This is a genomic window from Paraburkholderia sp. 2C (genome assembly GCF_054589215.1).
The window spans coordinates 15847-31911 of the sequence record NZ_BAAILL010000033.1 but is presented as its reverse complement, the minus strand read 5'-3'; the positions used below and the strand labels follow the sequence as shown (position 1 = coordinate 31911).

The window sequence follows — 16065 nt, the reverse complement described above, 5'->3', positions numbered from 1 at the left end:
CTTCAAGCGCAAGTACGGTGAGGAAAACGGCCTTGCGATTCAACCGAAGCGCGGTTGGGACTCGGTGACCGTGCCGGGTGTGATCGCGGGCTGGGAAGCGTTGCACAAGAAGTTCGGCAAGCTGCCGTTCGGCGATCTGATGGAGCCGGCCATCGAAGTGTGCGAGCGCGGTCACGCGGTCGCGAGCGTCGTCGCGCACAAGTGGGCGGCCGCGGTACCGGAACTGAAGGACTTGCCCGGCTACGCGCAGACTTTCATGCCGCACGGCCGCGCGCCTGAGGTGAGCGAACTGATCCGCTATCCGGGTCACGCCAGGACGCTGCGTCTGCTCGCCGAAAAAGGCCCGCGCGTCTACTACGAAGGCGAGATCGCCGAGCGCATCGCCGCGTTCTCGCGCGAGCACGGCGGCGCGATGACGGCCGCCGACCTGCGCGACTATCGCGCGGACTGGGTCGAGCCGATCTCGAAGGAATATCGCGGCCACAAGGTGCACGAGATTCCGCCGAACGGGCAGGGCATCGCGGCGCTGATCGCGCTCGGCATTCTCGAACAGTTCGACGTGAAGTCGCTCACGGTGGATAACGTCGAATCGCAGCACTTGCAGATCGAAGCGATGAAGCTCGCGTTCGCCGACATCTATCGCTATGTGGCGGACCCGCGCTCGATGGAGGTGACGCCCGAGCAGATGCTCGACGATGCGTATCTGAAGTCGCGCGCGAAGCTGATCGACCCGAAGCGCGCGACGCATTTCGACTTCGGCATGCCGAAGTCGGGCGGCACGATCTATATGTCGGCGGCCGACGAAAACGGCATGATGGTGAGCTTTATCCAGTCGAACTATATGGGCTTCGGCTCGGGCATCGTCGTGCCGGACTATGGCCTCTCGATGCAGAACCGCGGCTGCGGCTTCTCGATGGACCCGAAGTCGCCGAACGTCGTGGAAGGCGGCAAGCGGCCGTTCCATACGATCATCCCGGCGTTCCTCACGCAAGAAGTGAATGGCCGCGACGAAGCGGTGATGAGCTTCGGTGTGATGGGCGGCGATATGCAGCCGCAAGGCCATTTGCAGTCGATCGTGCGGATGCTCGACTATGGCCAGCAGCCGCAGGCCGCGTGCGATGCGCCGCGCTGGAAGGTCAACCGCGATTTCACGATCGATATCGAGTCGACGCTGAAGGCCGAGACCGCGCGCGGGCTGCAGGAACTCGGTCACCAGATCAAGTCGTTCGACGATCCGTATATGGACTTCGGTTCGGGCCAGTACATCTGGAGGCTCGATCGCAACGATCCGGAACGCGGTTATGTCGCGGCAAGCGACAGCCGCCGTGACGGGTTAGCGGCCGGATTCTAAGCGACGCGCGGCCCGGCGCCGCGGTTCGTCGCTCGAGTGTTTCATCTTCCGGGCAGGCAGTAGATGCCTGCCCGCGTCATTTTCCTTTCCCTTCCTTTTCCTTCCCTTCCGTTCGATTGCGCAATCCGGCTTTCGCGCCGATCGCTTTCGCATTCCCTTCCGTTCCTTCCGTCTTTGCCTGCTTGCGCGGCGGCCAATTCGCGCCTCTTGCCGGGCACGTCTTGTGCATCAATAGGTTAGCCAACGTGCATGCATTCAAATCGCATCCACGATAAACTTTTTGACAGTTTCGTTAAGAAAAATTTACCGGAGCTATCATGCGTTGGATTGTTCTGGCGTGGTTCGTAATGAGCGCGGCTTATGTGTTCAATCGAGGCAAGCAACGCTTCAAATTCTGGCGGCAGTTATCCGATCATTCGACGTTTCTCGCACCAATCAATATCTGGTGCTATCTGCTGTCGCCGATTAAACCCGGGCCTTATATCAGGTCGTCGTGGTTTCCCGAACTCGAGCCGTTGCGTGTGAACTGGCGGCAGATTCGCGACGAGGCGCTCGCAGTCGATGCCGCTGAGAAAATCGCCGCCGCGGCCAATTACACCGATATCGGCTTTAATTCGTTTTTCAAAACCGGCTGGCGGCGTTTCTATCTGAAGTGGTATGACGCGCCGCATCCGTCGGCCGAATCGCTTTGTCCGTATACGACGAAACTGCTGCAGAGCATTCCGTCGATCAAGGCGGCGATGTTCGCGCAATTGCCGCCCGGCGCGAGTCTCGTGCGGCATCGCGATCCGTATGCGGGTTCAGTGCGGTATCACCTCGGGCTTGTCACGCCGGCGGACCCGAAGTGTTATATCGATGTCGACGGCCAGCAGTATTACTGGCGCGACGGCGAAGCGGTGATTTTCGACGAGACGTATATCCACTATGCGAAGAACGACACGGATAGGTCGCGCATCGTGCTCTTTTGCGATATCGAACGGCCGATGCGTTTTCGCTGGGCGTCGGCTATTAACCGGCTCGTGTCGAATACGCTGATGCGCGCAGCCGCGTCGCCGAATGAGGTGGGCGACCGCACCGGTTTGCTGAATCGCATGTTCAAGTACGTCTATGCGATCCGGCGCGCGGGCAAGACGATCAAGGCGTGGCACCGGCCCACTTACTACGTCGTCAAGTGGACGCTGTTCGGTTCGATTATCGCCGGTGTGTTTTATCTGATGTGATCTGATCGTTCCGGCATCGAACGAGGGCAATGCGGAAGGCAATGCGGCAGCTTTGGGCTGCCCATTGCTTTTTTGCTTTGCGAAGCCGTCGCGGCCGCGAGGCCTTCCCCATGCCGCGCTTTCACGCGCAAATTTTGCGGTGAGGGTTTGCGTTCAAGGGTTTGCGTCACGGCTGGCGTCAACGGCTGGCGTCAACGGTTGGCGAAGTTTTTGCGTCAAGCAGATGTTATATTATAACATTCGTGGATCGATACCCCCGCTTTGTCCGTTCAACGAACCCTTTGCACGAGCGATCCATGAACAAGCTTCCCGTAACCGTGTTATCCGGCTTTCTAGGCGCCGGCAAGACGACGCTGCTCAATCACGTTCTGAACAACCGCGAAGGCAAACGCGTCGCCGTTATCGTCAACGATATGTCGGAAGTCAATATCGATGCGCAACTCGTGCGCGACGGCAGCCAGCTGTCGCATATCGACGAGAAGCTGGTCGAGATGAGCAACGGCTGCATTTGCTGCACGCTGCGCGAAGATCTGCTCGTCGAGATCCAGCGTCTCGCGAGAGAGCGGCGCTTCGACTACCTGCTGATCGAATCGACGGGTATTTCGGAGCCGCTGCCGGTCGCCGAGACGTTCACGTTTCGCGACGAGGAAGGCCGCAGTCTTTCCGATATCGCGCAACTCGACACGATGGTCACCGTCGTCGATGCCTACAACTTCGCGCGCGACTATGGCTCGCACGATTTCCTTGCCGACCGCGGCGAAACGATGGGCGACGAAGATCGGCGCACGGTCGTCGATCTGCTGACCGAGCAGGTCGAGTTCTGCGACGTGATCGTGCTGAACAAGACCGACATGGTGAGCGCGAGCGAACTCGAGCGGATCAAGGGCGTGCTGCGCGCGCTCAATGGTCGCGCGCAGATCGTCGAAAGCCACTTTGGACGCGTGCCGGTCGATCGCATTCTGAACACGGGGCTCTTCGATTTCGAAGCGGCGGCGCAAGCGCCGGGCTGGCTCAAGGAAATGCGCGGCGAGCACATTCCGGAGAGCGAGCAGTATGGAATCACGAGTTTCGTCTATCGGGCACGGCGGCCGTTTCATCCACGGCGCTTCTTCGACTGGATCCAGCGCGAGTGGCCGGGCGTCGTGCGTTCGAAGGGCTACTTCTGGCTTGCGTCGCGTCACGATCTGGTCGGCGAATGGTCGCAGGCCGGCGCGATCTCACGTCACCATCGCGCGGGCACGTGGTGGGCGGCGGTGCCGAAAGCATCGTGGCCGCAAAGCCCCGAAGCGTTGGAAACGATTCGCCGCCGCTCGGAGCCGCCGTATGGCGACCGTCAACAGGAGCTCGTGCTGATCGGCACGGGAATGGATGAGGCGACGCTGCGAGCCGCATTCGATTCGTGTCTGCTCGACGATGACGAACTCGCGCTCGGCGCCAGGGAATGGCTTCGCTTCGACGATCCGTTTCCTTCGTGGGCGCGGCAGTAATCGATGCGATGTGCGCGCGCTTGCCATGCGCGAATCGAACGCGAAGTCCGTGTGATTTCGCGTGCAAGCGCGAATCGTTGGTTGCGCGAACAACCGATAAGATAACGAACGAACCGGCGAAACGCTGCCTTCCATAACGTGGGCGGCGGTCGCAGCCGCACACTGCATATCCCGCGCCAACGGCGCGATTTCTTGTCTGAAGTTCCTTCGCCGCTGCGGTCGTCAGCGCACAGACCGGCGGCGCCTCACGGGCGCACAGTGAACGCAATGACACGCAAGATCGATTAATTGAAATTCGACTGTTGCTATTTCGTCAAAAACAATACGGCGACGCGTGATCAGGCATAAAGTTAAAGTGCTTTATCAAGTCTCTTGTGCAGTGCGGGGGTGTGCTATGAAACGCAGAACAACGCGGCAAATGGTGCGGATGCTTTCCGATATCCGTCGTTCGGCCAACTGCAGGGCATTACGTGCGGCTTCGGTGATCCGCGAAATGGAACTGGCGGAGATCGAAGCGGAAGAGGAAGAACGCGAGAGCCGGGACACCGCTCGCGAAGAGGCACGGAACAAGCCGAGCTGGAGAACGTCATGAAGGCCGCGGGCGATCAGTCGCTGCGCCTGCTTGTCGAGAAGTGGCTCGCGCCGCTGGCGGCGACGCCGCTGCATGTCACGCATTTCGGCCGCACGCGCAATGACGGCACGCGTTATGTGCGCGTCGAGGCGTCGTCGGTGGATGGGCCGCGTGCACTGTTCTTCTTCAGGCACGACGACGGTTGCTGGTGCGTGTTTCCGCCCACGACCGACAGGGTGAAGCGCATGAGCGAGCCGTTTGCCGTCGAGGCTGCCTGACCCGAGTCACCAGAATGTCGCGAGCAACACGTGGGCCGCGGCGCGTTTAGCCGGCCGACGCCGATTGCCGGCGCGCATGCCATATCGGCATCACCTGGCACACGATGAGCCCGATCAACATCAGCACGCAGCCCAATGCCGCTCGCGCGCTCAGCGTTTCCCCGAGCACGAGCCAGCCTGCGAGCGCCGCAAATACACCCTCCATGCTGAAGATCACCGCCGCGTGTGCGGGTGCCGCGTCTTTCTGCGCGACCACCTGAATTGTGTACGCGACGCCGACCGACAGCGCGCCGCCATACAGAATGGTCGGCGCGGCGCGCACGATATCGGCGACGCGTACCGGTTCGGACGCCAGCGCGATCGCGCTGCAGATCAGACCGCACGCGACAAACTGCACGAGCGCGAGCACGAGCGGATCGTGCCGTCGCGCGAAGCGTCCGACGAGCACCACCTGTGCGGAAATCACGAGTGCGCCGGCGAGCTGATACCAGTCGCCGTACAGCATCGAAAAGTGTTCGTCGACGCTCAGAAAATACATGCCGACCGCCGCGAGTGTCGCGCCAAGCCAGGTGCCGAGGGCTGTCTGATGGCGCAGCACGACGCCCATCAGCGGCACGATCACGACGTATAACGAACTGATAAAGCCGGCATTCGCGACCTTCGTGTATTGCAAACCGATCTGCTGCAGTGAAATGGCCACGGCGAGCAGCAGGCCGAGCCACGACCCGTCGCGCAGCAGCGTGAAGCGGATGAGCGGTGACCGTACGGGCGGCGGCGCGGGCGAGTGTGCTTCAACGCGCGGCTTTGCTGCCGCCGTCAAAGGCCGTAAGCCTGCGAGCAGCACCAGCACGACGCAGGCGCCAAGCAGAAAGCGCAAACCGGTAAAAAGAAATGGGCCGATCGTGTCGAGGCTCAGACGCTGCGCGACAAAGGCGGAGCCCCAGATCATCGCGGCGACGAGCATCAGCAGGTTCGCGCGCAGGTGTTGTCGAGTCGTGGTTTTCAAGCGGACAGGTTCTCACGTTCAAGCCGGACATGATAACGGACCGCGCAGCAGCGGAAATTGCGCAGACGTCCTATGCGGTCTTGCCGTGCGTGACGCTATCCATCAACGCGCGCATCCGCTTCCAGTGCGAGCCTTCCCAGAACACGCGCCGGCACACGTCGCAGGTGACGAATTGCGAATGCCGCTCGAGTACGCCGTCGGGCGCGCGGCCTACCGCTTCGTCCTTCGAAATGCGGCGCAGCGGCGCATTGCAGGTCAGGCACAGCCGGAAAGGGTGTGCGTTGCCGTTGAGGCCGAGCCGCCTGAAAATTTCGCGCAATTGCGCTTCCGGTTTCAGCGCGCGCACATAGCAGCCGTGCGTGATCGTGCGGCGCTTGAGCAGCTCGCGGTCGCGCGTGAGCACGATGCGCGCTTCATCGAGCGCGAGCGCTTCGATACGCGCGTCCTCGTAGTGGTTGTCGTAAAGCGTATCGAAGCCGGCGAGACGCAGCAGTTGTGCGAGACCGCCCAGGTGCGCGTCGGCGATAAAGCGCAGCGCACGCAGCGGCTGTTCGCGCACGCGCAACAGCGGCCGGATATCGAGTGCCTCGAATTTCGGGTAGACGGCGACGCGGTCGCCTTCCTTCAGCGGATGATCGAAACCGACGGATTCCCCGTTCACGAGAATCAGCTCGACCTCGGTATGCGGCACGCCGAGTGCTTCGATCATATGTTTCGTGGTCGCATCGCGCGCGCAGGCGCAGCTGAACGATTGCCGGCGCAACGGCCGGGCGAGAAAATCGTTCAGTTCCTCGTAGAAGCGGAAAGTCGCGGTGACCATGCGTCAGTATCGCATTTGCGCCGGCGCTGCCGTCTGCATAGTGTTGAATTGCCGAACCAATCTGCACAGGTCGTTCGCTTGTGCTTTACTTCCGGTTCTGTCGAAGAGGAGCCATAGATGGACATCGGTTTTATCGGTCTCGGCGAGATGGGCGCCGTGATGGTCGAAAACATTCTGAAAGCCGGGCACCAGGTTCGCGTCTGGAACCGTTCGCCCGAACGCGCGCAACGTCTCGCCCAAGCGGGCGCGCAAGTGGTCGGTTCGGTCGCGCAAGCGTTCACCGGCGATGCCGTGTTCTCGATGCTCGCCGACGATGCGGCGGTGCGCGAGGTGATCACCGCACGGGTGCTCGACGAGGCGCCGCGCGGGCAGATTCACGTGAATATGGCGACGGTTTCGGTTGCGCTTGCCGGCGAACTCGCGCACGAGCACGCGCAGCGCGGCCTCAATTACGTCGCGGCGCCGGTGATGGGCCGGCCGGACGTTGCCGCGGCCGGCAAGCTGACGATCGTCGCCGCCGGTCCGGCCGAAGCGATCGATCGCGTGCAGCCGGTGCTCGACGCGGTGGGTCAGAAGACGTGGCGCATTGGTTCGCTCGCGCAGCAGGCGAATGTGATGAAGCTTGCAACCAACTTTCTGATCGGATCTGCAATCGAGTCGCTCGGCGAGGCGTCGGCGATGCTGGCCGGCCACGGCGTCGCGATGCAGGACTTTCTCGATGTGATCACGAGCAATCTGTTTCAGGGCGTCGTCTATCAGGGCTACGGCAAGATGATTGCCGAGCAGCGCTACGAGCCCGCGCTTTTCAAGGCGCGCCTCGGCATGAAGGACGTGCGGCTCGCGCTTGCCGCGGCCGAATCGGTGAATGCGCCGTTGCCGATCGCGAGCGTCGTGCGCGACAGCCTGATCGAGGCGATGGCGCATGGGGACGGCGAGAAGGACTTCGCAGTGCTGGGCCAGGTGGCGGCGCGCCGCGCGGGGCGCTAGGGCGCCGGGGCGCTTGCGCGTTGCGATCAGGATCGCTTGTGATGTGCTCGATATGCGAACGATGCTTCTCGCATGACGCAAAGCACAAAAAGCATCGCGCGCGAGCCGCATGAAACGAGGCTCTCCCGCTGGCTGTGGCTGATCCACAACAGGAGAGCGAACGTTTGCGGAGGTTGTTGCGTTGCACCAAAGCTTTTGCTATAGTGGTTTCTGTCTCCTCCATGTCTCCTCTGATATGGATTCAGCCCGCCACCTCGGCGGGCTTTTTTTTGTCCTGTTTTTGTCCGCCTCTTCGCGGCTTTCACGCGCAGGCCAATTCACTCGGGTCGAAGCGGGAAAAGAAAAAGGCTGGCATTTGATCGCCAGCCTTCAGATCCATTCGTTGCCCGAGCAAAGCAAACCGATGCGCGACGCCATCGGCCAGTGCCCGTTTCTGCTCAACGCTTCAAGCCGGCTCCCTCATCGGCGCCAATCGCCAGATTCATACATTGGATCGCCGCGCCCGATGCGCCCTTGCCGAGGTTGTCCAGGCGCGAAACCGTCACGAAACGCTCGTCGTTGCCGAACACAAACAGGTCGACGCGATTCGTGTCGTTGTTTGCCTGGACGTCGAAGAAGCCGTCGTCGAGGTTGTCGTCGGTATTGAACGGTGCGACCCGCACAAACGCTTCGCCCTGGTAGTACTCGGCGAACAGCGCCTGCACGTCTTGCGGCGTCACACGCTTGGCCAGTTGCGATGGCGAGAAGTACGTCGTGACCGCGAGCCCCTTGTAGAAGCTGCCGACGATCGGCGTGAACACCGGCGGCGACTTCAGGCCCGTGTGCCCGGCCATTTCCGGCAGATGCTTGTGCGTGAGACCCAGCGCGTACGGGCGCGGGCTGTTCAGCTTCGCGTTACCGCCCGCTTCGTACTCGGCAATCATTTTCTTGCCGCCGCCGCTGTAGCCGGTCAGCGAATAGCTGTGCACCGCGAGGTCCGGCGCGACGACGCCTGCATCGACGAGCGGCCGCATTGCGAGCACGAAGGCCGAGGCGTGGCAGCCGGGCACGGCAATGCGCTTGGCATGGCGCACGCGGTCGCGCTGCGCGCGGGTCAACTCGGGCAGGCCGTATGCCCAGTCGGCATGGGTGCGAAACGCGGTGCTCGCGTCGATCAGCACGGTGCGGTCGTTTTCGACGAGCGCGGCCGATTCGCGCGATGCAACGTCCGGCAGGCAAAGAAACGTGACGTCCGACGCGTTGATGAGGCGGCGGCGCTCGTCGAGGTCTTTGCGCTTCGCTTCGTCGATGCGCATCACTTCGACGTCGCCGCGCTGCGACAGATATTCGAAGATTTTCAGGCCGGTCGTGCCTTCCTGTCCGTCGACAAAAACTTTCGTGCTCATCTCGATCTCGCTTGGGTAAACCGTGGCGCCTTGAAGTCAGTTGCCGCGCCGGACCGACATTTTAAGACCGGACGGCGGTGCGTGCGCGGCGCGACGAGAAAAACGTGTAAGCAAACGCATGCGCCGCACTTTCATGTGACTGTCATTAACGGCCGTACGTGACGGTCATGCGTGCGAAGCCGATGGTCGCCGTGTTGATTTCGTGATCGAACATCAGCGCGGGGCGGCCCGGTCCGAAGCGCAAGTCGGCGGTGTTGAGCGCGTAGACGGTGATCACATAGCGATGCGGCTTGCCCGGCGGCGGACACGGTCCGCCGTAGCCGTCGATGTCGAAGTCGTTGCGCGCTTCGACCGCGCCGATCTTGCTGAGGTAACCGGATGCGCTCGCGTTTTCCGGCAGGTGGTCGATGTTGGCCGGAATGCCGACGACGGCCCAATGCCACCAGCCGCGACCGGGTGCATCGATGTCAAACATTGTGATGGCGAAGCCGCGTGTGCCGGCCGGCGGATCGCGCCACGACAATTGCGGCGAGCGGTTGCCGCCCTTGCAATCGTCCTGGTTGAAGACCTGTGCTTGCGGGACGGCGCTGCCGGCTGTGACGCTCGTGCTCGAAAGCGTGAAGGCGGGTTGAGCGGTTTGCGCGTTTGCGTCTGTAAAGACATATGGCGTGAGACACGCTGCAACGGCAATCAACAATGCAGCAAACAAAAATGCGTGAAAGTTTGCAAAGAATCGAAGCGTAGAAAAGCGCGCGGAAAGGCGAACGTTCGAGCAATGCATGCGCATGTGCCGATTCTCCTATGCGACTAGCGGAACGGAGTGAGCGCTTTTAGCGCTTACCTTTGTGCCATGTGACCACGATGATATTGTCCCTGTTTCGTACCGTGAAGCCGAATCGAGTCTAACATTACGTTTGTGCGAGGCCATTCTTTGTTGCGCTTGTTACCGATAGAGACGGTCAGTGACGGGCGAAATCGGCTATAGTCGGACACTCGCTCGCTGGCGGGGAATAAGCAAGCCCAAGAAATTTAGAACTAAAGAATAGTTGGATGACTGAAGTTTCGGAGCGTGGGTTATCAGGCGAAGGGAGCGCGATGCAAAATCCAATCAAGGTCGTCGTGGCCGACGACCATCCGGTGATTTTGTTTGGCGCCGAGCAGGCGTTGCTCAAATTCCCGGGCATTCAGGTCGTGGCGCGTGCGCGTCAATCGACAGAACTCGTGAAAGTACTGCAAACCATCGCGTGCGATGTGCTCGTGACGGATCTCGCCATGCCAGGCGGTCAATACGGCGATGGTCTGCCGCTGATCGGCTATTTGCGGCGCAATTTTCCCGACTTGCCGATCGTCGTGCTGACGATGCTCGAGAATGCGGCGCTATTGAAGCGCCTCTCCGAGCTCGGTGTGATCTCGGTGGTCAACAAGGCCGACGATCTGAGCCATATCGGCCTCGCGGTTCAGCACGTCGGGCGCAATATCGAATATATGAGTCCGTCGGTGAAGGCAGCGTTGGAAACGTTGCGCTTGAACGCGGGCGGCAAAAACGATGAAGTGATTCTGTCGAAGCGCGAACTCGAGGTTGTGCGGCTCTTTGTATCGGGCATGACCATCAAGGAAATTTCTGAGCAGCTGAGCCGCAGCATTAAGACGATCAGCACGCAGAAGAACACCGCGATGCGTAAACTCGGCCTCGAACGCGATTCGGAGCTCTTTCAGTATGCGCAAAGCAACGGGCTGATGAATCTGTCGTCGTATGCGCCCGGCGAAGCAGGGGAAGCCGGCAAGGCAGGCGACGGCAAAACAGGCGATGCGGGCACCCTTGGCGAAGCCGCGGGAGCGGCGGACGAGCCGTGACGAATATCGGTGCGCGCTGCGTGTTCCGCTGTGGGCGCCGTTGTGGGTGTCGCTGTGGGTGCCGTCGTGTGATCGTTAGTTAGCAAGGCGAAAAGAAAAGCCGTACATCGTGGTCGCACGATGTACGGCTTTTCTTTTGCCTGGCGCGGCGTTAGCCAGTCTGATGCATCGGCTCACTGCGCCGACTTACCACGCCAGCTCATTGCACGAACTTATTGCGGTGCCGCCGTCGCCCCGCCATGTGCAGCCGACCACTCTGCCGGCGCATGGAGAAACTTCTCCACTTCGTCGAGCGTCTTCGTTTCGAAGTAGCCGGAAGCTTTTGCGACACGCAGCACATCCCACCACGTCGCGAGCGCGTGCAGGTCGACGTCGATGTCTTTGAGCACCGACACGCTTTCCTTGAAGATGTTGTAGTGGAACAGCACGAAGCAGTGGTTCACCGTCGCACCGGCGGTGCGCAGCGCGTTGATGAAGTTGATCTTGCTGCGGCTGTCCGTGGTCAGGTCTTCGACGAGCAGCACGCGCTGGCCTTCGGTCAGCAGACCCTCGATCTGCGCGTTGCGGCCGAAGCCCTTCGGCTTCTTGCGCACGTATTGCATCGGCACCATCAGACGGTCCGCAATCCACGCGGCAAACGGAATGCCCGCGGTTTCGCCGCCCGCGACCGCGTCGATCTGTTCGTAGCCGACGTCGCGCAGAATGGTCGATTCGGCCATCTCCATCAGGCCGCGGCGCAGGCGCGGATACGAAATCAGCTTGCGGCAGTCGATGTACACCGGGCTCGCCCAGCCGGACGTGAAGATATACGGTTTTTCAGCGTTGAAGTGCACGGCCTGAACTTCGAGCAGCATTCGGGCGGTCGTGTCGGAGATCGTCTGGCGATCGAAGCCTGTCATGGGCGGTCCTTGGGTGTGGTGCACGCAATGCGTGCACGGAAATTTTGACGTAGCCAAGCGGGAGGAAGGCGTGTGGTGCTCGCGCGCGTCGCGGCGACTGCGAAGCCTCGGCGACTGCCGCCTGCGACTGCCGCCTGCGACTGCCGCCTGCGACTGCATGAGACACCGGCGCAAAAGCGGGCCGAACTGCGGCGAACCGGACTGCTGCGCGTAGCCCGCAATTTTACCCGATTCGGACCCGGCCGACGAGTCCTGCGCGCGCCGGCGGCCGGGTTGCCGCGGCTGGCGCAGACGTTTTTGTCCAGGCTTGTGACACGACCGCATGGCTATTACACTCACGCGGCTTTCGCGAACGGCGCATCGACACGTCTTATCCACCGGCTCCCATGAACATTGCCACTCCCGATACCGCAGGACACACCGGCCGCCCCGGCTACGCTGCGCGAGCGCTGATCGCGTCCGCGCTCGGCTACGCGATGGACGGCTTCGACCTGCTGATCCTCGGTTTCATGCTGCCGGCCATCGCGGCGGAGCTGCATCTGTCGTCGGCGCAGGCGGGCTCGCTCGTCACGTGGACGCTGATCGGCGCGGTCGCCGGCGGTTTGATCTTCGGCGTATTGAGTGACTACTTCGGCCGCGTGCGGATGCTCACGTGGACAATCCTGCTATTCGCGGTGTTCACCGGTCTATGCGCGCTCGCGCAAGGCTACGCGGACCTGCTCGTGTACCGGACCATCGCCGGCATCGGCCTTGGCGGCGAATTCGGCATCGGCATGACACTGGTCGCCGAAGCGTGGCCCGCATCGCAGAGAGCGCGCGTGTCGTCGTATGTCGGGCTCGGCTGGCAAACGGGCGTGCTCGCGGCCGCGCTGCTCACGCCGCTTCTGTTGCCCATCGTCGGTTGGCGCGGCATGTTCGCGATCGGGCTGCTGCCGGCGGTCCTGTCGTTCTTCGTGCGGCGGCGTGTCGAAGAACCGGTGCTTTTCAGCGCGCGTGTCGCGCGCGGTATGCGCACGCAGCCGCTCAAGCGGCTCGTGGCCGATGCGCACGCAATACGCACGAGCGTCGGTGTCGCGATTCTCTGTTCGGTGCAGAACTTCGGCTATTACGGCCTCATGATCTGGCTGCCCACCTACCTGTCGAAAACCTTCGGCTATTCGCTGACGCGCTCAGGTCTGTGGACCGCGGTGACGGTGCTCGGCATGGCCGCCGGCATCTGGCTGTTCGGCATCGCCGCGGACCGCTTCGGGCGCAAGCCGACGTTTCTGTTCTATCAGGCGGGCGCGGTGCTGATGGTGTTCGTCTATGCGCATCTCGGCACACCGTATGCGTTGCTGATCGGCGGCGCGGTGATGGGCCTGTTCGTCAACGGAATGATCGGCGGCTACGGCGCGCTGATTTCCGAGCTCTATCCGACCGACGCGCGTGCGACCGCGCAGAACGTGCTCTTCAATCTCGGCCGGGCGGTCGGCGGATTCGGGCCGGTCGTCGTCGGCTCGCTCGCGGCGCGCTACTCGTTCGGCGCGGCGCTTGCGCTGCTTGCCTCGATCTATCTGCTCGACATCGTCGCGACCTTGCTGCTGATTCCCGAGCGCCGCGGCGCCGCGCTTGAATGACAGTGCCCGGGCGCGACTCACAGCGTCCGTTTCGCATTGCAGCGTGACAAGCGGCCCGGTCTTTCGCGATGCTATCTGTTGTTGTCCCACCGGTTCGCGCCGATTCTTCATTCGTAAGCGGTACACTAGCCGACCCCGAAATCGCTCGCGGTCCCCCGTTCACGCCCGCACCGCCCGTCTCTTCAGGTCCGCTGCTCGATTAGATGAACCTGAGCGAACCCGAGCGAACCGGATTCGAATTCCTAACGTCTCGCAGGTCAAAACATGGACGAACAACTGAAGCAAAGCGCTCTCGCGTATCACCAGAATCCTCGGCCAGGCAAGATCTCGGTCACGCCGACCAAGCCGCTGTCGAACCAGCTCGATCTGTCGCTTGCCTATTCGCCGGGTGTCGCGGCGGCGTGCATGGCGATTCACGGTGAGCCGCTCGACGCGCAGAAGTACACGTCGCGCGGCAATCTGGTCGGCGTCGTCACGAACGGCACCGCGGTGCTCGGTCTCGGCAATATCGGGCCGCTTGCCGCCAAGCCGGTGATGGAAGGCAAGGGGTGTCTCTTCAAGAAATTCGCCGGCATCGACGTGTTCGATATCGAGCTCGACGAATCCGATCCCGACAAGCTCGTCGAAGCGATCGCGATGCTCGAGCCGACACTCGGCGGCATCAATCTCGAGGACATCAAGGCACCCGAATGCTTCTACATCGAGAAGAAGCTGCGCGAACGGATGAAGATTCCGGTCTTCCACGACGATCAGCACGGCACGGCGATCATTGCGTCGGCGGCGATCCTGAACGGCCTGAAAGTGGTCGGCAAGGATATCGCGACGGTGAAGCTCGTGTGCTCGGGTGCCGGCGCCGCGGCGATCGCGTGTCTCGATCTGCTCGTGAACCTCGGGCTCGCGAAAGAGAACATCCTCGTCACCGACTCGAAGGGCGTGATCCACGAAGGCCGCGACAATCTCGACCCGTCGAAGGCGCGTTACGCCGCGCATACCGCTGCGCGCACGCTTGCCGATGCGATCAAGGGCGCGGACGTGTTCCTCGGCTGCTCGAGCGCCGGCGTGCTCAAGCCCGAGATGGTGAAGGACATGGGCACGCAGCCGCTGATTCTCGCGCTCGCGAACCCGGAGCCCGAGATCCGTCCTGAAGAAGCGAAGAAGGTGCGGCCGGACTGCATCGTCGCGACCGGGCGTTCGGACTATCCGAACCAGGTGAACAACGTGCTGTGTTTCCCGTTCATCTTCCGCGGCGCGCTCGACGTCGGCGCGACGACGATTACCGAGGAAATGAAGCTCGCGTGCGTGCGCGCGATCGCGGAACTTGCCGAGGAAACCGATCAGGGCGACGAAGTCGCGAAGGCGTACGAAGGGCACTCGCTCGAGTTCGGTCCCGACTATCTGATTCCGAAGCCGTTCGATCCGCGCCTCATCATCAAGATCGCGCCGGCCGTCGCGCAGGCCGCGATGGATTCGGGTGTCGCCACGCGCCCGATCAAGGATATGGACGCGTATCGCGAAGAACTCGGCGCGACCGTCTATCGCACGGGCCTCGTGATGCGGCCCGTGTTTGCCGCTGCAAAGTCGCAGCCGGCGGCGCGCATCGTGTTCGCGGAAGGCGAAGACGAGCGCGTGCTGCGCGCCGCGCAGTTCGTGCTGCTCGAGAAGATCGCGCGGCCGATCATCATCGGGCGTCCGGCGGTGGTCGAGATGCGTCTGAAGAAGATGGGCTCGAAGCTCAAATGCGGCGAAGACTTCGAAATCGTCAATCCGGAAGACGATCCGCGCTATCAGAAGTGCTGGCAGGCGTATCACGAGATCGGCGCGCGCGAGGGCGTAACGCCTGAAGTCGCGAAGGCCGCGATGCGCAAGTTCAATACGCTGATCGGTGCGATTCTCGTGCGTCTCGGCGATGCGGACGGCATGATCTGCGGGATGATCGACCAGTACCACACGCATCTGAAGTTTATCGATCAGGTGCTCGGCAAGTCCGAGAACGTGCGCAACTTCGCGGCGATGAACCTGCTGATGCTGCCGGGCCGCAATCTGTTTATCTGCGACACGTATGTCAATGAGTGTCCGACCGCTGAAGAGCTCGCCGATATGACCTTGCTCGCCGCGCGCGAGATCGAGAAGTTCGGCATTACGCCGAAGGTCGCGCTGTTGTCGAGTTCGAACTTCGGCAGCTCGCCTTCGTCGTCGTCGCAGCGGATGGCGGCGGCGCGCAAGCTGATTTTGCAGCGCGCGCCGACCCTCGAAATCGACGGCGAAATGCACGGCGACGCGGCGCTTTCAGAGGCCGTACGCAAGGCCGCGTTCCCCGGCACGACGCTCGCCGGCGAAGCGAACCTGCTGATCATGCCGAACGTCGAAGCGGCGAATATCACGTACAACCTGCTCAAGATGATCGGCGGCGACGGCGTGACGGTCGGGCCGTTCCTGCTCGGTGCCGACAAGCCCGTGCATATCCTGACGCCGGCTGCGACCGTGCGGCGCATCATCAACATGACGGCGGTGGCGTCGGCGAATGTCGCGGTGCGGCAGGCGGTGGTTGCGGGTGCGAAGTAAAGCGGCGCGCGCGGTGCGCCGCGTCGGCT

14 protein-coding genes are annotated in these 16065 nt (G+C 62.2%); 9 read left to right on the top strand and 5 right to left on the bottom strand.

Features of this window, described 5'->3' with window-relative positions:
- The 5 genes from ACYPXD_RS12620 to ACYPXD_RS12600 form a co-directional block, all read left to right on the top strand.
- A partial coding sequence (locus ACYPXD_RS12620) for a gamma-glutamyltransferase family protein (protein WP_459711561.1) occupies positions 1 to 1351 on the top strand: 1351 nt, incomplete at its 5' end.
- Positions 1352 to 1668: 317 nt separating this feature from the next.
- Positions 1669 to 2571, top strand: coding sequence for an aspartyl/asparaginyl beta-hydroxylase domain-containing protein (locus tag ACYPXD_RS12615; RefSeq protein ID WP_459711557.1), 903 nt, complete (start codon positions 1669 to 1671; stop codon positions 2569 to 2571).
- A 296-nt stretch (positions 2572 to 2867) separates the two neighbouring features.
- A complete protein-coding gene (gene zigA / locus ACYPXD_RS12610) occupies positions 2868 to 4058 on the top strand; it encodes a zinc metallochaperone GTPase ZigA (RefSeq protein WP_459711555.1) in 1191 nt (396 codons plus the stop codon).
- 394 nt (positions 4059 to 4452) lie between these two features.
- The gene (locus tag ACYPXD_RS12605) at positions 4453 to 4650 is read left to right on the top strand and encodes a hypothetical protein (protein WP_459711553.1); all 198 of its coding nucleotides are present in this window, start codon (positions 4453 to 4455) and stop codon (positions 4648 to 4650) included.
- Positions 4647 to 4907 carry a hypothetical protein gene (locus ACYPXD_RS12600; RefSeq protein WP_459711551.1) on the top strand — a complete coding sequence of 87 codons (261 nt, stop codon included), beginning with the start codon at positions 4647 to 4649 and terminating at the stop codon, positions 4905 to 4907. The genes ACYPXD_RS12605 and ACYPXD_RS12600 overlap by 4 nt, the downstream gene beginning before the upstream one ends.
- A 46-nt stretch (positions 4908 to 4953) precedes the next feature.
- On the opposite strand, the gene ACYPXD_RS12595 is transcribed toward ACYPXD_RS12600, so the two are convergent.
- Together ACYPXD_RS12595 and ACYPXD_RS12590 are read right to left on the bottom strand one after the other, a co-directional pair.
- The gene (locus tag ACYPXD_RS12595; RefSeq protein ID WP_459711549.1) at positions 4954 to 5913 is read right to left on the bottom strand and encodes a DMT family transporter; all 960 of its coding nucleotides are present in this window, start codon (positions 5911 to 5913) and stop codon (positions 4954 to 4956) included.
- A gap of 70 nt (positions 5914 to 5983) precedes the next feature.
- Positions 5984 to 6733 carry a Mut7-C RNAse domain-containing protein gene (locus ACYPXD_RS12590; protein WP_459711547.1) on the bottom strand — a complete coding sequence of 250 codons (750 nt, stop codon included), beginning with the start codon at positions 6731 to 6733 and terminating at the stop codon, positions 5984 to 5986.
- Positions 6734 to 6850: 117 nt separating this feature from the next.
- Between ACYPXD_RS12590 and ACYPXD_RS12585 the strand changes: the two genes are divergently transcribed.
- Positions 6851 to 7720, top strand: coding sequence for an NAD(P)-dependent oxidoreductase (locus tag ACYPXD_RS12585; protein WP_459711544.1), 870 nt, complete (start codon positions 6851 to 6853; stop codon positions 7718 to 7720).
- A 437-nt stretch (positions 7721 to 8157) separates the two neighbouring features.
- Here ACYPXD_RS12585 and argC read toward each other — a convergent pair whose 3' ends face one another.
- Entirely contained in the window at positions 8158 to 9105 is a 948-nt protein-coding gene (gene argC, locus ACYPXD_RS12580; protein WP_459711542.1) for an N-acetyl-gamma-glutamyl-phosphate reductase, read from the bottom strand.
- 145 nt (positions 9106 to 9250) lie between these two features.
- Positions 9251 to 9892 carry a YbhB/YbcL family Raf kinase inhibitor-like protein gene (locus ACYPXD_RS12575; RefSeq protein ID WP_459711540.1) on the bottom strand — a complete coding sequence of 214 codons (642 nt, stop codon included), beginning with the start codon at positions 9890 to 9892 and terminating at the stop codon, positions 9251 to 9253.
- A 308-nt stretch (positions 9893 to 10200) separates the two neighbouring features.
- Between ACYPXD_RS12575 and ACYPXD_RS12570 the strand changes: the two genes are divergently transcribed.
- On the top strand, positions 10201 to 10959 hold the full coding sequence (locus ACYPXD_RS12570; RefSeq protein ID WP_459711537.1) for a response regulator: 759 nt from the start codon (positions 10201 to 10203) through the stop codon (positions 10957 to 10959).
- Positions 10960 to 11171: 212 nt separating this feature from the next.
- On the opposite strand, the gene ACYPXD_RS12565 is transcribed toward ACYPXD_RS12570, so the two are convergent.
- Positions 11172 to 11858, bottom strand: a complete 687-nt coding sequence (locus ACYPXD_RS12565; RefSeq protein WP_459711535.1) for an orotate phosphoribosyltransferase — start codon at positions 11856 to 11858, stop codon at positions 11172 to 11174.
- Between the two features lie 386 nt (positions 11859 to 12244).
- Here ACYPXD_RS12565 and ACYPXD_RS12560 point away from each other — a divergent pair, with 386 nt between their 5' ends.
- On the top strand, positions 12245 to 13474 hold the full coding sequence (locus tag ACYPXD_RS12560) for an MFS transporter (protein WP_459711533.1): 1230 nt from the start codon (positions 12245 to 12247) through the stop codon (positions 13472 to 13474).
- A 264-nt stretch (positions 13475 to 13738) separates the two neighbouring features.
- The gene (locus ACYPXD_RS12555; protein ID WP_459711531.1) at positions 13739 to 16036 is read left to right on the top strand and encodes an NADP-dependent malic enzyme; all 2298 of its coding nucleotides are present in this window, start codon (positions 13739 to 13741) and stop codon (positions 16034 to 16036) included.
- Positions 16037 to 16065: the final 29 nt, after the last annotated feature.

Excerpts from the sequence above, each read along its gene's own strand:
- ACYPXD_RS12570 (WP_459711537.1), top strand. The coding sequence starts at position 10,201 with ATGCAAAATCCAATCAAGGTCGTCGTGGCCGACGACCATCCGGTGATT.
- ACYPXD_RS12605 (WP_459711553.1), top strand. The coding sequence starts at position 4,453 with ATGAAACGCAGAACAACGCGGCAAATGGTGCGGATGCTTTCCGATATC.
- ACYPXD_RS12615 (WP_459711557.1), top strand. The coding sequence starts at position 1,669 with ATGCGTTGGATTGTTCTGGCGTGGTTCGTAATGAGCGCGGCTTATGTG.
- ACYPXD_RS12575 (WP_459711540.1), bottom strand. The coding sequence starts at position 9,892 with ATGCGCATGCATTGCTCGAACGTTCGCCTTTCCGCGCGCTTTTCTACG.
- ACYPXD_RS12565 (WP_459711535.1), bottom strand. The coding sequence starts at position 11,858 with ATGACAGGCTTCGATCGCCAGACGATCTCCGACACGACCGCCCGAATG.
- ACYPXD_RS12555 (WP_459711531.1), top strand. The coding sequence starts at position 13,739 with ATGGACGAACAACTGAAGCAAAGCGCTCTCGCGTATCACCAGAATCCT.
- ACYPXD_RS12560 (WP_459711533.1), top strand. The coding sequence starts at position 12,245 with ATGAACATTGCCACTCCCGATACCGCAGGACACACCGGCCGCCCCGGC.
- ACYPXD_RS12590 (WP_459711547.1), bottom strand. The coding sequence starts at position 6,733 with ATGGTCACCGCGACTTTCCGCTTCTACGAGGAACTGAACGATTTTCTC.
- ACYPXD_RS12600 (WP_459711551.1), top strand. The coding sequence starts at position 4,647 with ATGAAGGCCGCGGGCGATCAGTCGCTGCGCCTGCTTGTCGAGAAGTGG.
- zigA (WP_459711555.1), top strand. The coding sequence starts at position 2,868 with ATGAACAAGCTTCCCGTAACCGTGTTATCCGGCTTTCTAGGCGCCGGC.
- ACYPXD_RS12585 (WP_459711544.1), top strand. The coding sequence starts at position 6,851 with ATGGACATCGGTTTTATCGGTCTCGGCGAGATGGGCGCCGTGATGGTC.
- argC (WP_459711542.1), bottom strand. The coding sequence starts at position 9,105 with ATGAGCACGAAAGTTTTTGTCGACGGACAGGAAGGCACGACCGGCCTG.